This is a genomic window from Streptomyces sp. WAC 04229 (assembly GCF_003947455.1).
GTDB lineage: Bacteria > Actinomycetota > Actinomycetes > Streptomycetales > Streptomycetaceae > Streptomyces.
On sequence record NZ_QHJH01000004.1, the window covers coordinates 1 to 19,631 of the forward strand.

General features: G+C 71.8%; 15 protein-coding genes. 3 read left to right on the top strand and 12 right to left on the bottom strand.

Annotated features, from left to right (window positions below; all coding sequences use genetic code 11):
* The 6 genes from DMH12_RS01745 to DMH12_RS01775 form a co-directional block, all read right to left on the bottom strand.
* A partial coding sequence (locus DMH12_RS01745; RefSeq protein ID WP_221763097.1) for a wax ester/triacylglycerol synthase family O-acyltransferase occupies positions 1-502 on the bottom strand: 502 nt, incomplete at its 3' end.
* Between the two features lie 166 nt (positions 503-668).
* A complete protein-coding gene (locus DMH12_RS01755) occupies positions 669-2,987 on the bottom strand; it encodes a GH92 family glycosyl hydrolase (RefSeq protein ID WP_125489731.1) in 2,319 nt (772 codons plus the stop codon).
* Positions 2,988-3,035: 48 nt separating this feature from the next.
* A complete protein-coding gene (locus DMH12_RS01760) occupies positions 3,036-5,651 on the bottom strand; it encodes a PA14 domain-containing protein (RefSeq protein WP_125489732.1) in 2,616 nt (871 codons plus the stop codon).
* A 164-nt stretch (positions 5,652-5,815) separates the two neighbouring features.
* On the bottom strand, positions 5,816-7,036 hold the full coding sequence (glgC, locus tag DMH12_RS01765) for a glucose-1-phosphate adenylyltransferase (protein WP_125489733.1): 1,221 nt from the start codon (positions 7,034-7,036) through the stop codon (positions 5,816-5,818).
* Between the two features lie 51 nt (positions 7,037-7,087).
* On the bottom strand, positions 7,088-8,251 hold the full coding sequence (gene glgA, locus DMH12_RS01770; RefSeq protein WP_125489734.1) for a glycogen synthase: 1,164 nt from the start codon (positions 8,249-8,251) through the stop codon (positions 7,088-7,090).
* A gap of 55 nt (positions 8,252-8,306) precedes the next feature.
* Entirely contained in the window at positions 8,307-9,185 is an 879-nt protein-coding gene (locus DMH12_RS01775) for a (2Fe-2S)-binding protein (protein ID WP_399186418.1), read from the bottom strand.
* A 209-nt stretch (positions 9,186-9,394) separates the two neighbouring features.
* Between DMH12_RS01775 and DMH12_RS01785 the strand changes: the two genes are divergently transcribed.
* Complete coding sequence (locus DMH12_RS01785; protein ID WP_125489736.1) at positions 9,395-10,618, top strand: DMT family transporter; 1,224 nt, start codon at positions 9,395-9,397, stop codon at positions 10,616-10,618.
* Here DMH12_RS01785 and DMH12_RS01790 read toward each other — a convergent pair.
* Positions 10,608-11,969, bottom strand: coding sequence for a transglycosylase family protein (locus DMH12_RS01790; RefSeq protein WP_125489737.1), 1,362 nt, complete (start codon positions 11,967-11,969; stop codon positions 10,608-10,610). The two genes, DMH12_RS01785 and DMH12_RS01790, sit on opposite strands and share 11 nt — an antisense overlap.
* A gap of 292 nt (positions 11,970-12,261) precedes the next feature.
* On the opposite strand from DMH12_RS01790, the gene gndA reads away from it, so the two are divergent.
* Positions 12,262-13,701, top strand: coding sequence for an NADP-dependent phosphogluconate dehydrogenase (gene gndA, locus DMH12_RS01795; RefSeq protein ID WP_125489738.1), 1,440 nt, complete (start codon positions 12,262-12,264; stop codon positions 13,699-13,701).
* Positions 13,702-14,245: 544 nt separating this feature from the next.
* Here the strand turns inward: gndA and DMH12_RS01800 are convergent.
* The 4 genes from DMH12_RS01800 to DMH12_RS01815 form a co-directional block, all read right to left on the bottom strand.
* Entirely contained in the window at positions 14,246-14,914 is a 669-nt protein-coding gene (locus DMH12_RS01800) for an aspartate/glutamate racemase family protein (protein WP_125489739.1), read from the bottom strand.
* 19 nt (positions 14,915-14,933) lie between these two features.
* The gene (locus tag DMH12_RS01805; RefSeq protein WP_185832098.1) at positions 14,934-15,278 is read right to left on the bottom strand and encodes a GNAT family N-acetyltransferase; all 345 of its coding nucleotides are present in this window, start codon (positions 15,276-15,278) and stop codon (positions 14,934-14,936) included.
* A 31-nt stretch (positions 15,279-15,309) separates the two neighbouring features.
* Positions 15,310-15,729 carry an aspartate 1-decarboxylase gene (panD, locus tag DMH12_RS01810; protein ID WP_122615393.1) on the bottom strand — a complete coding sequence of 140 codons (420 nt, stop codon included), beginning with the start codon at positions 15,727-15,729 and terminating at the stop codon, positions 15,310-15,312.
* A gap of 181 nt (positions 15,730-15,910) precedes the next feature.
* Positions 15,911-17,005, bottom strand: a complete 1,095-nt coding sequence (locus DMH12_RS01815) for a CdaR family transcriptional regulator (RefSeq protein WP_260473974.1) — start codon at positions 17,003-17,005, stop codon at positions 15,911-15,913.
* Between the two features lie 460 nt (positions 17,006-17,465).
* Between DMH12_RS01815 and DMH12_RS01820 the strand changes: the two genes are divergently transcribed.
* Positions 17,466-18,110, top strand: a complete 645-nt coding sequence (locus DMH12_RS01820) for a helix-turn-helix domain-containing protein (protein ID WP_125489742.1) — start codon at positions 17,466-17,468, stop codon at positions 18,108-18,110.
* Positions 18,111-18,206: 96 nt separating this feature from the next.
* Here the strand turns inward: DMH12_RS01820 and DMH12_RS01825 are convergent, their stop codons facing one another.
* The gene (locus tag DMH12_RS01825) at positions 18,207-19,571 is read right to left on the bottom strand and encodes an FAD-binding oxidoreductase (RefSeq protein ID WP_125489743.1); all 1,365 of its coding nucleotides are present in this window, start codon (positions 19,569-19,571) and stop codon (positions 18,207-18,209) included.
* Positions 19,572-19,631 lie beyond the last annotated feature (60 nt).

Here is a 19,631-nt window from a genome sequence, read left to right on the forward strand (position 1 = left end):
GGCGGGGGGCGGGCAGGTCCATGGGGTCGAGGACGCCCGCGGCGAGGGTGAGGGCGCGCAGGCCGTCGGCGAGGGCGTGGTGGAACTTGAACAGCACGGCGAAGGAGCCGCCGTCCGCGCCCGGCAGGACGTGCGCCTCCCACGGCGGCCGGCCGCGTTCCAGGGGCCGTTCCATCAGGCGGCCGGCCCGGGCGTGGAAGTCCGTGGTCGGGGCGTGCAGCCGTACGTGGTCGAGCGGGTCGAAACGCGGGTCGGGTTCGCGGGTGGCGCCGCCGAACGCGAACGGGCGGCGCAGCGCCAGCGGCGGCTGCCAGGTGTCCCGGATCCGCATCCGCAGTCCGGGCACGGCGGGCGCGCGGGCGGCGAGCAGGTCGGCCGCGTGGGCGCCGGCGGTGGGCGACCGGGCCTCGAAGACGCCGAGCGCGCCGAGGTGCATGGGGTGCTCGGGGGACTCGATGTTCCAGAACGCCAGGTCGAGGGGAGCGAGCGGATCGGGAGTCAAGGGTCTGCCTCGCAGGGACGACGCGTCGACGACGGATGGACAAGCAGTCCATCGTCCTCCGACGATTACGGTCAAGTACGATCAAGCTACGCACAGTTAACAGGAGATTAAAGTCCCGCCCCTTTTGGCAGGGGCGGGACTGCTGGGACTCATGGGGCGTCTGTGCTCACGTCAGCGGCGGCGGCACCGCCTCTGCCGAGGTTCCCCACCCGGACGGCTGCGGGCCGACCGTGAACGCGAGCGACCGGACGGAGCGCAGGGCGTCGGTCGTCAGCCAGGTCCGGGCGTAGGCCGAGCCGTCGGTGCGGGCCGACTGGACGTACCGGTCCGTGTCCGAGGTGCCGGGCGCCGTGACGGTCAGGGCGCCGCGCGGGTAGTAGCGGCGGTCGAGGGTGAGGTCGACGCGGTCGAAGACCGGGGTGGACAGGCCCCAGGTGTCGTAGCCGGGCTGGATCGGGAAGATCCCGATCGAGGACAGCACGTTCCAGGCGGACATGGTGCCGAGGTCGTCGTTCCCGGTCATGCCGGTCGGCGTGTCCGTGAACAGGGTGAGCGCCGCGTGCACCACGTCGGTGGTCTTCCAGGGCTGCCCGGTCGACAGATAGGTGTACGGGGCGATCAGGTCGGGCTCGTTCTGCGGGTTGTACTTGTCGGCGTTGTAGTAGTCGTACGGCCCGTTCACCCACACCTCGCGGGCGGTCCTCGCCGGGTCCGCGAGCAGCTGGTCGTAGGCGAAGAAGGAGTCGAGCCGGCCGTTGGCCGCCTCGGTCCCGCCGATGAGGTCGATCATGCCGGGCAGGTCCTGCGGCACCAGCCACTGGTACTGCCAGGACGTGCCCTCGTGGAAGCCCTCGCTCTGCGCCGGGTCGGCCGGACCGGTGAAGGCGCCCTCGGCGTCGCGGGCGCGGAAGAACCCGGTCGAGGGGTCGAAGACGTGGCTGTAGCTCTGGGCCCGCTCGGCGTACCGCTTCGCGTCCGCGTGGTGGCCGAGGTCGCCGGCCATCCGCGCGAGCATGGCGTCGGACAGGGCGTACTCCAGGGTCGCGGAGGCGCCGTGGTCGTAGTCGGAGTCGCCGGGCTTGGCGTGCGGGCGGCCCTTGACGTACGGCGCGAAGCCGTCGGCGAGGTACTCGCGGTTGGCCTCCCGGCCGACGGCCGGCGAGTCGGCGGGCGGAACCCCGTCGGCGTTCTTCCTGAGCGCGCGGTAGGCCCGCTCCTCCCAGCCGTGCAGCAGGCCCTGCTGGTAGGCGTTGGTGAGGAAGGGCGTCACCGGGTCGCCGGTCATGATGTTGGTCTCGACCGTGCCGTAGCCCCACTTGGGCAGCCAGCCGCTCTCCTCGTCGATCTTGATGACGGATATCGCCATGTCCCGCGCCTCACGGGGCGCGAGGAGGGCGAGGAGCTGGGACTGGGTGCGGTAGGTGTCCCACAGGGACCAGTTCTGGTAGTACGTGAAGCCCTGGGCGCGGTGGACCTCCTGGTCCCAGCCGGTGTAGCGGCCGTCGACGTCGCTGCCGACGTTGGGCGCCAGGAAGGACCGGTAGAGGGACGAGTAGAAGGTGCGGCGCAGGGTGTCGTCGCCGCCCCGGACCCGGACGTCGTCCAGCCGCTTCTCCCAGGTGCGCTGCGCGCCGTGGCGTACGGTGTCGAAGGAGCGGCCGCCCTCGGCGCGGAGGTTGAGCGCCGCGCCCCGCGCGTCCACGTAGGACAGGGCGGTGGTGGCCTCGACGGTGCGGTCCTTCGTGGTGTCGAAGCGGACGTAGGCCCCGTCGCCGCCGGTCTTCGAGCCCGCGGTCACGGTGCCGTCGTCCCAGGTGCCGTGGGAGGCGAAGGGCCGGTCGAAGCGGGTGATCGTGTAGACGGTGTAGGGCTCGGTGTCCTGGCAGAAGCCGCTGCCGGTGATCGCGGTCCGGACGGTGCGGCTGTCGAGCACCTCGACCTTGGTGGAGATGTTCTTGTGCAGCGACTGGCCCGCGTTGAGCAGGACGTTAGCCTTGCCGGTGGCCGGGAAGGTGTAGCGCTGCACTCCGGTGCGTCCGGTGGCGGTCAGCTCCGCTTCGACGCCCGAGTCGAGGCCGACGCGGTAGTAGCCGGGACTCGCCTCCTCGTCGTCGTGGCTGAAGGAGGCGGCGTACTTCGCGTAGTCCGTCTCGGTGACGTCGCCGGTGGTCGGCAGCACCGGCAGGTCACCGCCGAGGCCGCAGCCGACGCCGGAGAGGTGGACCAGGGAGAAGCCGCGGATGTGGGTGTCGGAGTGGTCGTAGCCGGTGTTGTGGCCGGTGTCCGGCGAGAACTGCACCATGCCGAAGGGCACGGCGGCGCCGGGATAGGTGTTGCCCTCGTTCTCCGTCCCGATGAACGGGTTCACCAGGTCGGTCAGGTGCTGGTCGGTCGTCGGGGCGGCCTGCGCCGCCGGGGCGGTGAGCAGCGCGGACGCTGCCACCACCCCGGCCACGCAGAGCCGCAGACGCCGGGTGACTCTCATGTGCCGTGCCCTCCGGAGGTTCTGCCGTGCGGTTCGTGGTGCGGGTGCTCAGCCGGTGCAGCCCGCCGGGGCGGGCTGCGACGCGTCGTGGATCAGTGCCTCGTGGGCGGCCTTCACCCGCTCCACGTCCGGCTTGAGGACCTTGCGGTCGTACGTCGTCAGGCCGTTCAGCTCGCCCTCGACGTCCGAGATCTGGGTGTAGACGGCGCCGTTGGCACCCCGGCAGACCAGCGCGCGGACCTCGTCGAGCTTGGTGAGGTAGTCGTCCGTGTAGGTCTGCGGGTCGACGTCGACGTACGACTGCTGCACGGACCAGGCGTGCCCCGGTACCGCGAGGCCCAGGCCGCCGTACTCGCCGGAGACCAGGGCGCGTTCGCCGTCCGGGGACGGCGGCAGTGCGGGGCTCGGGTAGCCGTGCTCGTCCATGATGTCGCCGGCGCCGCCGTCGGCCCCCAGGTTCAGGCCCGACTGGTTGTTGACGAGGCGGGTCGGGTCCCAGGCCTTGGCCTGTTCGGCGACGCGCTTGACGTCGTACTGGCCCCAGCCCTCGTTGAAGGTGACCCACATGACGACCGACGGGTGGCTGACGTGTTCGTCGATCATCTCCTTCATCTCGCGTTCGTACTCGGCACGGGCGGCGGACGACGGGTTCTTCCCCGCGGTCATCGCGGGCATGTCCTGCCACACCAGCAGGCCCAGCCGGTCGGCCCAGTAGAACCAGCGGTCGGGTTCGACCTTGATGTGCTTGCGCACCGAGTTGAAGCCGAGTCGCTTGTGCAGCTCGAGGTCGTACGCGAGGGCCTCGTCGGTGGGCGCGGTGTGCAGGCCGTCCGGCCAGAAGCCCTGGTCCAGGGTGGCCATCATGAAGACCGGTTCGCCGTTGAGCACGGTGCGGGGTACGCCGTCCACCTTCTCGACGGCGATGGAGCGCATCCCGAAGTAGCTCTCGACGCGGTCGTGTCCGACGGTGACCTTCAGGTCGTACAGGAACGGGTCGTCGGGCGACCACAGGCGCGGGTCGCGGATCCGCAGGGTCAGCGGCTCACCGGTACGGCCGCTCACCGTGGCGACCTTGCGGTGCCCGGCGTACGCCGTCGCCCTGACCGGAACGCCGTCGCGCACGCCCTTCGGCTCGACGGTCAGGGTGCCCGCCGCCCCGTCGACGTGCGGGGTCAGCTTGAGGGATTCGGCGTGGTCGCGGGCGACCGGTTCCATCCAGACCGTCTGCCAGATGCCGGAGCTGGGCGTGTACCAGATGCCGCTCGGGTCCAGGCGCTGCTTGCCGACCGGCGGGTTCTCGCCGTCCGCCGCGTCGGTCGGGTCGTAGACGCCGACGATCAGTTCCTGGGTGCGGCCCGGCTTCAGCGCGTCGGTGACGTCGGCGCTGAACTTGTCGTAACCGCCCTTGTGGTCGGCGACCTTCGTGCCGTTGACGTACACCTCGGACTGCCAGTCGACGGCACCGAAGTTGAGCTTGAGGCGCTGTCCGGAGCCGATGTGCCAGTCGCGGGGCACGGTGAACGTGCGGCGGTACCACATGCGGTCCTCGTGCCGCTGGATGCCGGAGAGCTGGGACTCCACCGGGTACGGGACGAGGACGCGCTCCTTCAGGTCCTCGCCGACCGGCGGAGTCTCACCGGCCTCGGCGGCGGCGAACTGCCAGCGGCCGTTGAGGTTCTGCCACTCGTCGCGGGTCAACTGCGGGCGCGGGTACTCCGGGAGGGCGTTGTCCGGTCCCACCTCGTCGGCCCAGTCGGTGCGCAGCTCGTAGGTGGAGTGGTTGCCGCCACTGCTCCAGAAGGCGTTGACAACGTTGCCTTCGGCATCGGTGAGGCCGCCTTCGCCGTCGTAGCGGACGTCGGCGGTGCCGGGCGCGTCGCCGTCCTTGTTGCCGACGACGGGTTCACCGAGGGCGACGAGCAGGGCGCTGGGGTCGGCCGGGTCGACCTTGCTCTCGCCGAGCGGCCACTTGGCGCCGCCGATCACCGCTTCGAGGTGGTCGGTGAGGCCGTCGGGGGCGGCGGCGAGGGGGCTCGCGAAGTCCAGCCGGAGGGTGCGGCCGGTGGACTGGACGGCGGTCGCCGTGGCGCCGTTGTAGTCGAAGCCGTCGGGCAGGCGGAAGGCCGACTGCGGGATCGCCTCCTTGGCGCCGCCGGGCTCGGTCCAGCGCAGGTGCAGGTTGGAGCCGCCGAAGTGCTCGAAGTACTCCAGCTTGATGTCGTACGACTGCCCCGCCGTCAGCTCGACGGGCGCTGAGGTCTGTTCGCGGTCCCAGTCGTCGACCCAGTGGTCGACGGCGAGCCGGCCTCCCACCCAGAGGCGGAAGCCGTTGTCCCCGGTGATCGAGAGGGTGTGGGCACCGGTCGTCTCCGGGACGAGCTTGCCGGTCCAGCGGACGCTGACGTCGTCCGACTGCCCGGTGGCGAAGGCGAGTCGCGGCTCCAGGGTGCCGAAGTCGACCTGCGGGTCGAACCCGGTGGCCTTGAGCTCGTGGAAGTCGAAGGCGCCGGGGGCGGACTGGGTGTAGTACTCGCCCTTCAGGCCCTGGATCTCGTCGGCGGCCGCGTCCGCCGCGTGCGCGGCCGGTACGGCGGCGAGACCCGCCGCGCCGAGCGCGGCGACGAGGAGCAGCGCGAGTTTGTCTCTGAGTCGTTTGGTGCGCACGGACCCTCTCCTTGGGAACGGGTGTGGCCGAGGGCTCCTGACATCGATGTCATACAACGATGTAACAGCAGCAGAGGCATGACAACACGGATTCCGCTTCGCGTCCAGGGACATGACAACAGCCCCAGGGGCCGCCACCCCGGGGCCCGACGACCGCCCGGCCGTCAGGGCACCCGCTGCGCCTTGCCGAGCGCGATCACGCCGCCCTTGGAGACCGTGTACAGCTCACCGTCCCGGTCCGGGTTGACGCCGATCGTCGCTCCCGGGGGCACGTCGACGTTCTTGTCCAGCACCGCCCCGCGCACCACCGCGCCCCGGCCGATGTGCACGTTGTCGTGCAGCACCGAGCCCTGGACCACCGCACCCGGGTCGACCACCACGCCCGGCGAGAGCACGGAGCGGGTGACCTGTCCGCGGATCAGGCAGCCGGCGCTGATGATCGACTCGCTGGCGATGCCGCCGGCGTTGAAGCGGGCGGGCGAGAGCTGCGCGGAGTGGGTGTAGACGGGCCAGTCCCGGTTGTAGAGGTTGAACGCGGGCCGTTCGGCGATCAGGTCCATGTGGGCGTCGTAGTAGGCGTCGAGGGTGCCCACGTCCCGCCAGTAGCCCTGGTCCCGGGTGGTCTCCCCCGGCACGTGGTTGGCGCTGAAGTCGTAGAGGGCGGCCTCGCCCCGGTCGGTGAGCTGGGGCAGGATCGAACCGCCCATGTCGTGCACCGAGTTCTCGTCCCCGGCGTCCCGGTGCAGGGCCTCGACGAGGGCCTTGGTGGTGAAGACGTAGTTGCCCATCGAGGCGAAGACGCACTCGGGGTCGTCGGCGAGTCCGGGCGGGTTCTCGGGCTTCTCCAGGAACTCGGTGACGGTCTGGCCGTCGGAGCCGGGGGTGATCACGCCGAAGGACGACGACTCGCCGCGCGGGACGCGGATCCCGGCGACGGTCACGCCGGCACCGGACTCGATGTGCTGGGCGACCATCTGCCGCGGGTCCATCCGGTACACGTGGTCGGCGCCGAACACCGCGACGTACTCGGGTTGTTCGTCGTGCACGAGGTTCAGGGACTGGAGGATCGCGTCGGCGCTGCCCAGGTACCAGCGCGGGCCGAGACGCTGCTGCGCGGGGACCGGCGTGACGTAGTTGCCGAGCAGGCTGGACATCCGCCAGGTGGTGGTGATGTGCCGGTCCAGGGAGTGCGACTTGTACTGCGTGAGGACGCAGATCCGCAGGATGTCGCCGTTGACCAGGTTGGACAGGACGAAATCGACCAGCCGGTAGGTGCCGCCGAAGGTGACCGCGGGTTTGGCGCGGTCCGCGGTCAGGGGCATCAGCCGCTTGCCCTCTCCGCCCGCCAGCACGATGCCGAGCACCGAAGGACCTCCACGACGCATGGGCCGCTCCCCTCACCCTCGTTCACCCTCGGCTGCCCCGGGGCGGGACGCCTAAGCCTGCTTGAGGATCTCCTCGTAGAGCCGGACCGTGCGGCGGGCGACGGCGTCCCAGCCGAACTCCTCCACCGCCCGCTCGCGGCCCGCCTCGCCCATCCGCCGGGCGGTCGCCGGGTCGCCCAGGACGGAGTCCAGCGCCCGCGCGAGGCCCGCCTCGAACGCGTCGTCCCGGCCCTCGGTCCGGGGGACGAGCACGCCCGTCTCACCGTCCGCCACGACCTCGGGGATGCCGCCGACCCGGGAGGCCACGACCGGCGTGCCGCAGGCCATGGCCTCCAAGTTCACGATGCCCAGGGGCTCGTACACGGAAGGGCAGACGAACACCGCCGCGTGCGTGAGGAGTTGGATCACCTCCGGGCGCGGCAGCATGCGCGGAATCCAGTGCACGCCCTCACGGGCGCGGCTCAGCCCGGCGTAGAGGTCGCGGAACTCCTGGTCGATCTCGGGTGTGTCGGGGGCGCCGGCGCACAGCACGACCTGCGCGGCCGGGTCGATGTCCCGCACCGCGCGCAGCAGGTGCGGGACGCCCTTCTGGCGGGTGATGCGGCCGACGAACAGGACGTACGGCCGGGAGCGGTCCAGGCCGATCCGGTCCAGGGCGTCGGTGCCGGGGTCGGGCCGGTAGAGGGTGGTGTCGATGCCGTTGTGCACGACGTGCACGCGGGCGGCGTCCAGCGCGGGATAGCAGCCGAGGATGTCCTCGCGCATCGCCCCGGACACGGCGACGACGGCGTCGGCGGACTCGACGGCGGTGCGCTCGGCCCAGCCGGACAGCTCGTAGCCGCCGCCGAGTTGCTCGGCCTTCCAGGGGCGCAGGGGCTCCAGCGAGTGGGCGGTGACCACGTGCGGGATGCCGTACAGGAGCTTGGCGAGGTGGCCGCCCAGGTTGGCGTACCAGGTGTGGGAGTGGACCAGTTCGCGGCCCTCCAGGGCGGCGGTCATGGCCAGGTCGACGGAGAAGGTGCGCAGCGCGTCGTTGGCGCCGTCGAGCGCGGACCAGGGGCGGTGGCGCAGCACGCCGTCGGTGCGGCCCTCGCCCCAGCAGTGCACGTCGAGGTCGACGAGGCGGGCGAGTTCCCGGGCGAGGAACTCGACGTGGACACCCGCGCCCCCGTACACGTCCGGCGGGTACTCCCGGGTCAGCAGTCCCACACGCACCCGGAACCTCCCGTCTTCGCGGCTGGTCCCTTCATGGTCACCCAGACGCGGCGCCTTAGGAAGAGCGCGGGGCCTGCGGAGACCGGGAGGACCCCGGCGGCGGCGTTCCCGGCTGCCGCGATTCCGGCTGCCGGGACTCCGGCTGCCGCGATCCCGGCGGCTGCGGGAAGCAGCAGTCGCCGCACACGCCCGCTCCGGGCACCCGGTAGTACAGGCAGCAGCTGCGGCGCCGGAAGGCGGTGCCGGTGAGGGTGCCGGTCCCGGCGAGCAGGGGATGGTCGAGCAGTCCGGCGGTCAGGGCCTCGGCCCGCCCGGCCGTGTCCGTACGACCGTGCCGGCGGGCCCAGCGGTCCAGTTCCCGGCCGGCGCCCGCCAGCGCGGAGGCCGCGTTGCCCCACAGCAGCCCGGTGGCGACGCCGTACCTGTCGTGCACCGCCGCCGTCAGGGGCACCAGGTGGGCGGTGAGCACGACGTCCGCGAGGGCGGTGGTGTCCGCCGGCCTCGCGGACCGCACCTCGGCGAGCCAGAGGTCGTCGGGCGCGGTGGCGTCGGGGTCCCAGCGCAGCAGGTCCGGGGCGAGGTCGGGGACCCGGCCGGTGAGGGCGGCGCAGGCCAGCGCCACCGACCACAGGCGGGCCGCGAGCCCCTGCTGGGCGACGGAGGCGGCGACTCGGGCCTCGGGGGCGCGCAGGGCGTCCGACACCCTCCGGACGCGGTGGGCGAGGGGGTCGGCCACGAGGTCGCCCTGCGGGCCGGGCTGAACCGGAACATGAACGTCCGGGCCGGTGTCCCCGTAATCCGGTGCATAGGCGTGCGCGAGGGTGGGAAGGGGCCGGGGCGGAGACGGCCGGGACGCGTGCAGGACGAAGAAGCCGCCGAGCGGGCGGAGTGCGGCGAGGGCGGGGTCGAGGTCCACGGAGAGCAGTACTATCAAGCCCCGTAGGGGTCGCGACCAGGGGTACCTGACGAAAGTCGCCCACCCTGGGGAGGACGAGGGGGTCGTCGTACTCCATCGGTAGTAGGACCCAATGAAGTCTCAGGGACGACGACGGGAAGACCCTGAGGCGGCATCGTGTTGTCCATGGAAGACGACCGTTCGCCGCGCCGGGCCCAGCGCCCCCGCCTCACGCAGAGGATCAGCCGATGAGCGCCCTCGCGTTGTCCGTGCTGCTGTCGCTCGTCTCCGCCGTGGCGTACGCGGGCGGAGCGATCGTGCAGGAGCAGGTCGCGGCGTCCTCCTCGGCCGCCCAGTACGCCCCTGTGCGCCGGCCCGGCTGGTGGGCGGCGGTCGCGCTCAACGGCCTCGGCGGCCTGCTGCACGTCGTGGCGCTCGCCCTCGGTCCGCTCAGCCTGGTGCAGCCGCTGGGTGCGCTGACCATCGTCTTCGCGCTGCCCATGGCGGCGCTGTTCGTGGGCCGCAAGGCCGGCGCGACGGCCTGGCGGGGCGCGCTCATGGCCACGGTCGGACTCGCCGGTCTGCTCTCCCTGGTCGGCGCGGCCGACGCGCAGTCGCTGGACACGGCTCAGCGGATCGGCGCGGCCGTCGTCACCGGCGCGGTGATCGTCGCGCTGATGATCGCCGCGCGGGCCGCGCACCGGCACCCGGCGGTCCGCAGCATCCTGCTGGCGGTCGCGTCCGGCATCGCGTTCGGCATGTCCTCGGTCTTCACCAAGACGGTCGCGGTCGACTGGAGCGGCGGGGTGTCCGCCGCCGACCTGCCGTCCATGGCCGTGATCGGCGTGCTCGCCACGGCGGGCATGGTGCTGTCGCAGGCCTCCTACCGGGGCGCCGGCCTCGCCGCCCCGCTCGCCACGCTGACGGTGGTGAACCCGGTGGTGGCCGCGGTGGTCGGCATCACGATGTTCGGCGAAACCTTCCGGTACGGCACCACCGGCACCGCGCTCGCCCTGAGTTGCGGCGTGGTCGCGGCGGGCGGACTGATCCTGCTGACGACGGAGCGGATCGCACGGGAGTCGGCGTCCGCCGGAGAGGGCGAGGCGCGGGAAGCCGAGCGGCCCGCGGCCCTTCCTAAAGCGGACGGGGCTGAGCCGGCCGCGGTGCCGCCGGCCGCGGTCGCGGTGCCGTCCGGCGCGGTCGCGGTACCGACGGGTCCGGTCCCGGCATCCGTCGCGGCGGAGGCGGCGGGCGTTCCGGTGGCGCGGTTGTCCGAGAAGGTCCTGCTGCCCTCCCCGGTGTCACCGCCGGTGCCGGCGGCCGCCCCCGCCAAGGACCCCGCGACGGAGTTGCACGCTGCACGGGGCCGGGCGGAGAGCGACGACGCCCTGCTCTCCTACGGCCCCTTCTACGGCGGCCCGTTCGTGCCGCCGCCCATGATCAGCCGCCACCGGGTCCGGGTCAGATCCTGACCCCTCCGGCCCGCAGGTACGCCAGCGGGTCGACGTCGGAACCGAAACCGGGCCCCGTCCGCACCTCGAAGTGCAGATGCGGGCCCGTGACGTTGCCGGTGGAGCCGGAACGTCCGATGCGCTGGCCGGCGCCCACCGACTGTCCGTCCCGGACGGAGATCGCCGAGAGGTGGGCGTACTGCGAGTAGCGGCCGTCGCTGTGCCGGACGACCACCTGATACCCGTAGGAACCGCCCCAGCCCGCACTGACGACCCGCCCGGCCGCGACCGACTTGATCGAGGTGCCGGTGGGGACGGGGAAGTCGACGCCGGTGTGGTAGCCCTTCGACCAGGAGGAACCCGACTGGTGGTAGGGCGTGCCGACGGCGCCGTCGACGGGAGCGACGACGGCACGGTGCGCGGTGGCCTTGTCCTCGCTGGTCTCGGTCTTGGCCTTGGTCTTGGCCTCGGCCTTGGCCTTGCTGGTGCCGCTGTCGGGGGAGGACTTCCCGGGGGCCTTCCGCTGCTCCCGCTCCTGCTGCTTCCGCGGCTTCTCCTGCTTCTTTTCCCGCGGTTTCTCCCGCGGTTTCTCCCGCTCCCGTGGCTTCTCCTGCTCCGGCCGCGGCGCGGCGGTCCCGGAGTCGGTGCGGGGGGCGGTGCCCGCCGACCCGCCGCGCAGCGACAGGCGCTGACCCGGCAGGATCAGGTCGGGATCCGCTCCGACGGCGTCGCGGTTGGCCTCGTACAGCCCCTGCCAGCCGCCGCCGACCCGGTGGGTGTCGGCGATGCCGGAGAGGGTGTCGCCGGTGACCACCGTGTACATGCGGCCCTTGCCGGCCCGGGACTGCGGCGTGGTCTGCGGCTGGATGTCCTTCACCGAGTCCGCCTTGGGGGCGGGCTTCTTGGCGGGCTTCTCGGCGGACTTCTCGGAGGGCGTGCCGGCGGACTTCTCGTCCCCCGCTCCCCCGGCCGGCCGGATGTCCGGTGTGCCGCCTCCCCGGGTCAGCCCGGCCCGCTGCGAGCACACCGGCCAGGCGCCGGGCCCCTGTCCGTCGAGCACCTTCTCGGCGATGGCGATCTGCTGGTCCTTGGTGGCCAGGTCGGCACGCGGGGCGTACCGGGTGCCGCCGAAGGCCTCCCAGGTGGACTGGGTGAACTGCAGCCCGCCGTAGTAGCCGTTGCCGGTGTTGATGTCCCAGTCGTTGGTGGACTCGCAGGCGGCGACCTTGTCCCAGGTCTCCACGTCGGCCGCCTGGGCCGTGCCGGTACCGACGAGCGGGAGGGCCAGACCGGCGCCGCCCGCGGTGACGGTCAGTGAGGCGCGGTTGATCCTGTTCGGCTGATACCGGCGGTGCCGGCCGCGTACGGCCATGGAGGTCCCCCTCGACATGCGTCAGGAGGGGCAAAAGTAAGCGCCGCGAACAGGCCATGACAAGACGGCAATCGGCCGGTTCGTCCCGCCAAGTGGCGTGGAACGGACCCCCGTTGGCCGGATGCGCCGCCCGCCCGCTGAGGCGCGGAGCGCGTTCCGTGCGTACTGGAGTCCGCCGGGCCAGAAAGTGCGACCGGCGAACGGGCACGTCAGGATGGTCACGGGGCGGAACCGGCCATACTGGCGGACACGACCGGCACCACCGACACCAAGGTCACTAGGAGCCATCCCAATGAGCAGTACAGCGCAGATCGGCGTCACGGGTCTCGCGGTCATGGGCCGCAACCTCGCCCGCAACTTCGCCCGCAACGGCTACACGGTCGCGTTGCACAACCGCACGGCGTCGCGCACGCACGCGCTGGTGGAGGAGTTCGGCGGCGAGGGCGATTTCGTCGCGACCGAGACCGCCAAGGAGTTCGTGACGGCGCTGGAGCGGCCCCGACGCCTGGTGATCATGGTCAAGGCCGGCGACCCGACCGACGCGGTGATCCAGGAGTTCGCCCCGCTCCTGGAGCCGGGCGACATGATCATCGACGGGGGCAACGCCCACTTCGCGGACACCAGGCGCCGGGAACGCGAACTGCGCGAGCAGGGCATCCACTTCGTCGGCACGGGCATCTCCGGCGGCGAGGAGGGCGCGCTGCACGGCCCGAGCATCATGCCGGGCGGCTCGAAGGAGTCGTACGGGTCGCTGGGCCCGATGCTGGAGAAGATCTCCGCGAAGGCGGCGGACGAGGCGCCCTGCGTCACGCACGTGGGCCCCGACGGTGCCGGGCACTTCGTGAAGATGGTGCACAACGGCATCGAGTACGCCGACATGCAGCTGATCGGCGAGGCGTACCAGCTGCTGCGCGACGTCGCCGGGTACTCCCCCGCGCAGATCGCCGACATCTTCCGCACCTGGAACACCGGCCGGCTGGACTCGTACCTGATCGAGATCACCGCCGAGGTGCTGTCGCACGTGGACGCGGAGACCGGCAAACCGTTCGTGGACGTGGTGGTCGACCAGGCCGAGCAGAAGGGCACGGGCCGCTGGACGGTGCAGATCGCGCTGGACCTGGGCGTGCCGGTGTCCGGTATCGCGGAGGCCGTCTTCGCCCGGTCCCTGTCCGGGCACGCGGCGCTGCGGGAGGCCTCGCGGGGGCTGGAGGGTCCGAAGGCGTCGGCGCTCGGCGAGTCGGAGGCGGCCGCCTTCGCCGACCGCGTCGAGCAGGCCCTGTACGCGTCGAAGATCGTCTCGTACACGCAGGGCTTCCACGAGATCGCGGCGGGCAGTGAGGAGTACGGCTGGGACATCGACCTGGGCGCGGTCTCCGCGATCTGGCGCGGTGGCTGCATCATCCGCGCGGCCTTCCTGGACCGCATCCGCGCCGCGTACGACGCCCGTCCCGACCTGCCGAGCCTGCTGTCGGACGAGACGTTCGCTCAGGAGATCGCCGCCGCTCAGGACGACTGGCGCGAAGTCCTGGTCGCCGCGACCCGGCAGGGTGTGCCGACGCCCGGCTTCGCCGCCGCCCTCGCCTACTACGACGCGCTGCGCGCCGAGCGGCTGCCCGCGGCGCTGACGCAGGGGCAGCGGGACTTCTTCGGCGCGCACACATACCGGAGGACGGACCGGGACGGCGCGTTCCACACGCTGTGGGGCGGGGACCGGTCGGAGGTCACGGCGTAACGCGCGGCGCGGGGCGGTGGCAGGCCGAAGGGTCCGGTGGACGGCCGCGGTGGGACCGCGGTGAGACCGCGGAGTCAGACCGCAGAGTGAGACCGCGGTGGGACTCGTCCACCGGCCCTTCGCTTTGTCGCCCCTTGTCGCCCCTGGTTGCCCCTGGTCGGCCCGGGCGCCCCTCAGGTGAGGGGCGGTCCCGGTTCCGGGTTGGGCACCGGCTCCGGTCCCGGCGGGATCGGTGACGGCGAGGGCTCGGGAGGCCCAGGCGGCTGCGGTGTCGGCTGCGGGCCGGGGCCCGGGGGCTGCGGTGTGGGTTCCGGACCGGGCCCCGGAGGCGGAGGCGGCGGGGTCGGTTCCGGGCCCGGGCTCGGCGGCGGCACCGGGTCGGGGTGCGGCTGTGGGGGCTCCGGGTCCGGACCTGGTGTGGGCCCCGGAGTGGGCCCCGGCGGAACGGGATCCGGATACGGGTTCGTCATGGCGCTGTCCTCCGGCCAGTCGTCGACGTCGGCTCTGGACTTGTCCCCCGCCTACCCGACGCCCGCCGCCGCACTCACTCCCCCGCATGAACCCCCGGGCCCAGGTGGCCGTGGCGCACCGCCTCCGCTGCGGCGTCCAGTCCGGGCGCGGGGCTGGCGAGCACCGGAACGCGGGTGCGGACCGACTCCCGGGCCGGCGCCATGGACGCCTGGGCCAGGACGATCACGTCGGCACCGGTGACGGCGTCGGCGGCCTCGGCCACCAGCCGCAGAAAGCCCTCGGTGTCACCGGCCTCGAACCGCGCCCAGGCTCCCGCGACCAGTCGGGTCCGCAGCCGCACGGCACGGCCGGCGCGCCGGGCCTCCTCCTCGACCAGGGCCGCCGTCGGAGCGAGCGTGCTCTCCAGTGCGGCGAGGACCAGGACACGTGGACCGGCCGCCACCGCGGCGGCGGCCATGGGCCGGTCGACCCGCAGCACGGGCACCCCGGCCTCGTCGGCGGCACCCTCGGCGACGGCACCGATGGTGGAGCAGGTGCACAGCACGGCCCTCGCCCCCTCCCCCACGGCCCGCCGCAACACGCCACGCACGGCGTCCGTCACCGCCTCGGGCCCCTCGCGCCGCGCCCTGTCCAGCAATCCGGCGTCGACGTGATGCCGCAGCTCGAGACCCGGGTGCGCGGCGTCGCGCAGGGCGTCGAAGACCGGGACGTGGACGGGCGAGGTGTGCAGCAGTGCCAGCACGTGTGTCCCCTGCGCCTGATCAGAACCGCTCGGGATTCGCCACGAGCCACTCCTTGGCCGCGCGCAGCAGCTCCGGATCGGCGGCGGGCGCCTCCTCGGGGTGGCGCTCGGCCCATTTCACGACGTAGGGGCAGAGCGGGGCGACGGCGACATCCTCACGGCGTGCCAGGGCGTACAGCTCACGCGCCAGCGAGCCCGCGATGCCCCGGCCCTCGTGGGCCGGTTCGACGATGGTGTGGACGGGGACGAGGGCCCGCTCGGGAGCGTCCAGGACGAAGTACTCGACCCGGCCGACGACCTCGCCGGCCTCGAGCGCCTCCAGCCGGCCCGCCGCCCGGTCGTCACGGATCTCGATGTCGCTCACGGCCACGCTCCTCGTCCCCTTGATCGGTACGTCAGACCGACACGGCCTGCGGGCTGCGCTCCTGGTCCGAACCGGGCACCGGCTCGGACGCGTCCGCACCCAGGGCGACGATACGGTTGTCGCCGTCCACGTGCACGACCCGCGGCCGCAGCGCCCGCGCCTCGGCGTCGGTCACCTGGGCGTAACTGATGACGATCACCAGGTCACCGGGGTGCACGAGATGCGCGGCGGCCCCGTTGATCCCGACCACCCCGGACCCCCGCTCCCCCTCGATGACGTACGTCTCCAGCCTGGCCCCGTTGGTGATGTCCACGATGTGCACCAGTTCCCCGGGCAGCAGGTCGGCGGCGTCGAGCAGATCGGCGTCGATGGTCACCGATCCCACGTAGTGCAGGTCGGCCTGGGTGACGGTGGCGCGGTGGATCTTGGACTTGAACATGGTGCGCAGCATGTTGGACTCCTGGGAGACGGCTCCCTGCCTGCTTTGTACAGGTCAAGGGCGGCCTCGACTCTACATCGACGCACCCGTCCGATGTTTGTGAGGTACCTCGCTCTCATCGGGCGAGACCGTTTACCGCCGGGGCCTTCGTGGTGTCCTCGGCGGCCTCTTCAGGCCATGCATGCGGATGGCCTCAGCTCGGCGTGCTCGCCACGATGTCGGGCGCGAGGTCCAGGAGCAGGAGCGCCGCCGCCACGTGGGTCGGATTGTCCTCCACCTTGACGGCCGAGAGGTCGTTGGCCCGCGAGACCCGCCGTTCGACGGTGTTGCGGTGCGCGTAGAGGTTGGCTGCTGCCCGGGTGGTGTTGAAGCCGCACTGCACGTAGGTGAGGAGGGCCTGCCGTAGAGCGGTGTCGGCTTCGGTCAACGGTCCGAGGGTGTTGATGACGAACCTGCGTGCGCCGGAACGATCCTTCGTGAGCGCGTCGATCAGCTCGACGTCGGCGTAGGGCGTGAATCGCCGGTCGGACCCCAGCCGGATGACCAGCGCCTGCGCCGCGAGGGCGTCCTGGTGGCTGGAGCGGAATCCTTCGAGTCCGCGTCCCGGCCTTCCCACCGCCGCGCGGACCTCGTCGGTCGCCGCGAGGTCCTTCTCCACGTGGTGAAGGTCCGGAACGACCTCTTCCGAGAGCCAGATCCACCGTGACGTGGCGCTGGCGCGCGCCACCAGGGCGCTCCGGCCTCCGGCGACGGAGCGCACGGCGGCGATCGCCACGTCCAGGGCGTCGGCCTGCTGAGGATCGTCGATCCACAGCACGAGGCCCACGTGCCACCGCGCCATCCGGTGGCGCAGGCGCCTCTCGGCGAGGTCCTCCGCCATCGGCGCCCCGCCGGCGATCAGTTGGATGAGTGCGATCCCCTCGGCGTCCGTGTTGCCCATCGCCGCGGCGAGGCCGGCTTGGCGCAGGGCCGCGACCGAGTCGAGGGCGTACTGCACGAGCGACTTCCCCGTCACGTCCAGAACGCCCACGAGGAGGTCGGAGTCGGCGCAGTCCGCCACGCATTCCTCCAGCCATCCCCGCCAGCCGATCCCCAGCGCCACGCGCCAGGCGACGGCGAAGTCGGGTTCGATGCCCCGGGAGACGAGATCGTTGATGTAGGCCGTGGTCCTCGAGCCGACGTAGGGCTCCACCCGCCGCCCCGGTTGCTGGACGTTCGCGGTCAGCCATTGGACGAGATCGGAGCGGTTGAGCGCCAGATCCTCCTCGACCAGCGACGCGTCCGCCAAGAGGGCTGGATCGTTCTGGGCCTCGAGGGAGGGCCTTGCGAATGATGCGATCAGGGCGTCGGTTTCCGTCAGCAGGCGCTGGCACAGTGACCTGATCGCATCGGCCACCTCATGGGAGGGCGGGGGCCACAGCTCTTCCATGTTCTCAGTGTCCCTCTGCTCTCGGGGAAGCCGAGGCTCCCGACATGCCGTGTCACGGACAGTGATGGGATTGCCGGCGGCCTGACCGACGGCGAAGGCGCGGGCCGTCGGCTGCCGTTTACCACCACTAAACGGCGGCAGATTTACCACGCCCTCGGTGGCGCCACAAGGGCTTGGACGCCGTCGCCCTCTTCACGAGGGCGCACCGACTCCGTTGGCGCGCATGCCTTAGCCTCGTGCCACGGAGAGGACTCGTCCGGGTCGGCCTGTCACCTGACAGGCACCCGACCTCGGCCTCGGGACGGGCGGTGAGCACAGCATGTCCATCGGTGACGGCGGGACAGCAGAGGGAGCGGAAAGGGGCGCCACCGCCCTCGAAGCGTCCACAGGCGCGCAGCTGCGGAAGATCAGGCTCGACCGCGGGTTGTCGTTGACGGCGGTCGCGCACCGGGCAGAGGTCACCAAGGGCTTTCTGAGTCAGCTGGAGCGTGGGCTCACCAGCGTGTCCGTCCCGACGCTGCTGCGCGTCTGCGAGGTGCTGCGGATCGGGGTCGGGGAGCTGTTCGCATACCCCGACGAGCACGTCATGGACGGTGGAAGCCGGATCGACATGGGCGGTGAGGGCGTGACCGAGTACCTGCTCACACCTGCCGACAGCACGGCGTTCCAGGTCTTCCGTTCCGTGATCGAGCCGGGCGGGGGCACCGGAGGCCCCTATCGGCTCGACACCACCACGATCTTCGCGATGGGGCTGAGCGGCTCGACCCGTCTGATCGTCGGGGGCGAGACCCGGACGCTGTCGGCTGGGGCGTCCACCTCGTTCTCCGGACAGACGCTTCACCAGTTCGACAATCCGGGTACGACGGTGAGCGAGGTCCTCTGGGTCCTGTCGCCTCCCCTGCTGCGCGCCGCGCGAGGGCCCGCCCAGATCACGGCGTCGAATGCCGGCCCGTATCAGGAGTGACGCGAGGCGACGGCTGCTTCGCGGAGTTCGGCGGTCTTGTCGTAGCGGGTGGCAATCTCACACCGCGCCGTCACGGAGCAGGCGTCGCCCGAACCCTCAGTGACCCCCGCGCCTGCCACGACGGAGCGCCCGCCGGGCCAGCGTCCTGCTGCCGTTGAAGAAGTCGTTGAAACGGTCGAGCCCCCAGATGGCCCGGAGAACGAGCGGCTGCATCAGCAATGACATCGACTTCGAGTACTTCGAGGCGTCCGACCAGATGCCGGCGAGGTCCTCCGGCATCTCTCCGTCGACGATGTAGTCGGCGAGCTGATGGGTCACGTACGGCACCTGGCAGAGGCCGTGGCCGTTGCAGGCCATCGCGTAGAAGACGTTGTCGCCCACCTGCCCGGCGACCGACAGCCAGTCCGGGCTGATGCCGATCCAACCGCCCCAGGCCCGCTCGACGGCCACGTCGGACAGCGACGGGAACCGGTTGGCCAGATCCTTCCCCATGTCCCGCACGACACCGGGGTCCGGGACCCGGTCCGGGAGCGGGTACGTCTGGCCTCGCTGCGCTTTGCGGACCCCGCAGACGATGGTGTTGCGCTCGGTGAGCCGGTAGTGGGTCATCAACTGGTGCTGGGTGATGATGCCGGACCGACTGGTCCAGTCCAGCGCGGCGAGTCGCTCCGGCGCGATGGGTTCCGACTCGATCTCGATGACGTACAGCGGCGTCGCGAGGTTCTTGGGGGTGATGTCCCACTCGCCGCCGTAGACGCTGGTTGCGAGCAGCACCTTGTTGGCCCGCACGGTGCCGTGCGGTGTCGTGATCTCGACGGTGCTGCCGGTCCGCCGGACATCGCTCACTCGCGACTGCTCGAAGACCTTGGCCGAGGAGGCGAGCAGTGCGCGACGCACACCACGAGCGAGCTTGCCCGGGTTCAGCATCCCGCCGATGGATTCCCGCATCCCGCCCACGAAGCCGGCGGGGAGGCCGAGTTCCTCCCTGCTGCCGACGGTCCCGCCCCCACCGAAGGCGCGCAGGATCGCCGCCTGGGTCCGCACCCTGAGCATCATGAGGGGTGAGACCGCACCCCACACCAGGCCGTTCGCCACGTAGTCGCAGTCGATGTCGTGCGTCTTGATGAGGTCTTCCACATAATGGCCCGCGTGCTCCGCCAGTTTGGCCATGACCGGCATCTTCTTCGGCGACTGGAGGCTGAGCATCCGCAGGTCGCCACCCGGTGCCCCGGCGATCTGACCGCCGTTGCGCGAGGCCGAGCCGTAGCCGCAGAACTCGGCCTCCAGCAGGACGACGTCCTGGTCGCGCTCCGCGAGGCGCAGCGCAGCCGCCATGCCACCCATGCCGCCGCCGATGACGGCGATGTCGCAGGTGAGATCGCCGTCCAGCGCGGGCTGCACGTCGTCCGGCGGGTCGATCCAGCCGGTGAAGCTGGTGTACTTCGTGCTGTCGGTCCTCATGTCGTCCCGATCTCCTTCCAGGTGAGGCGTCCGCCTCACTTCGTGCTCCGCGTCGAGGCG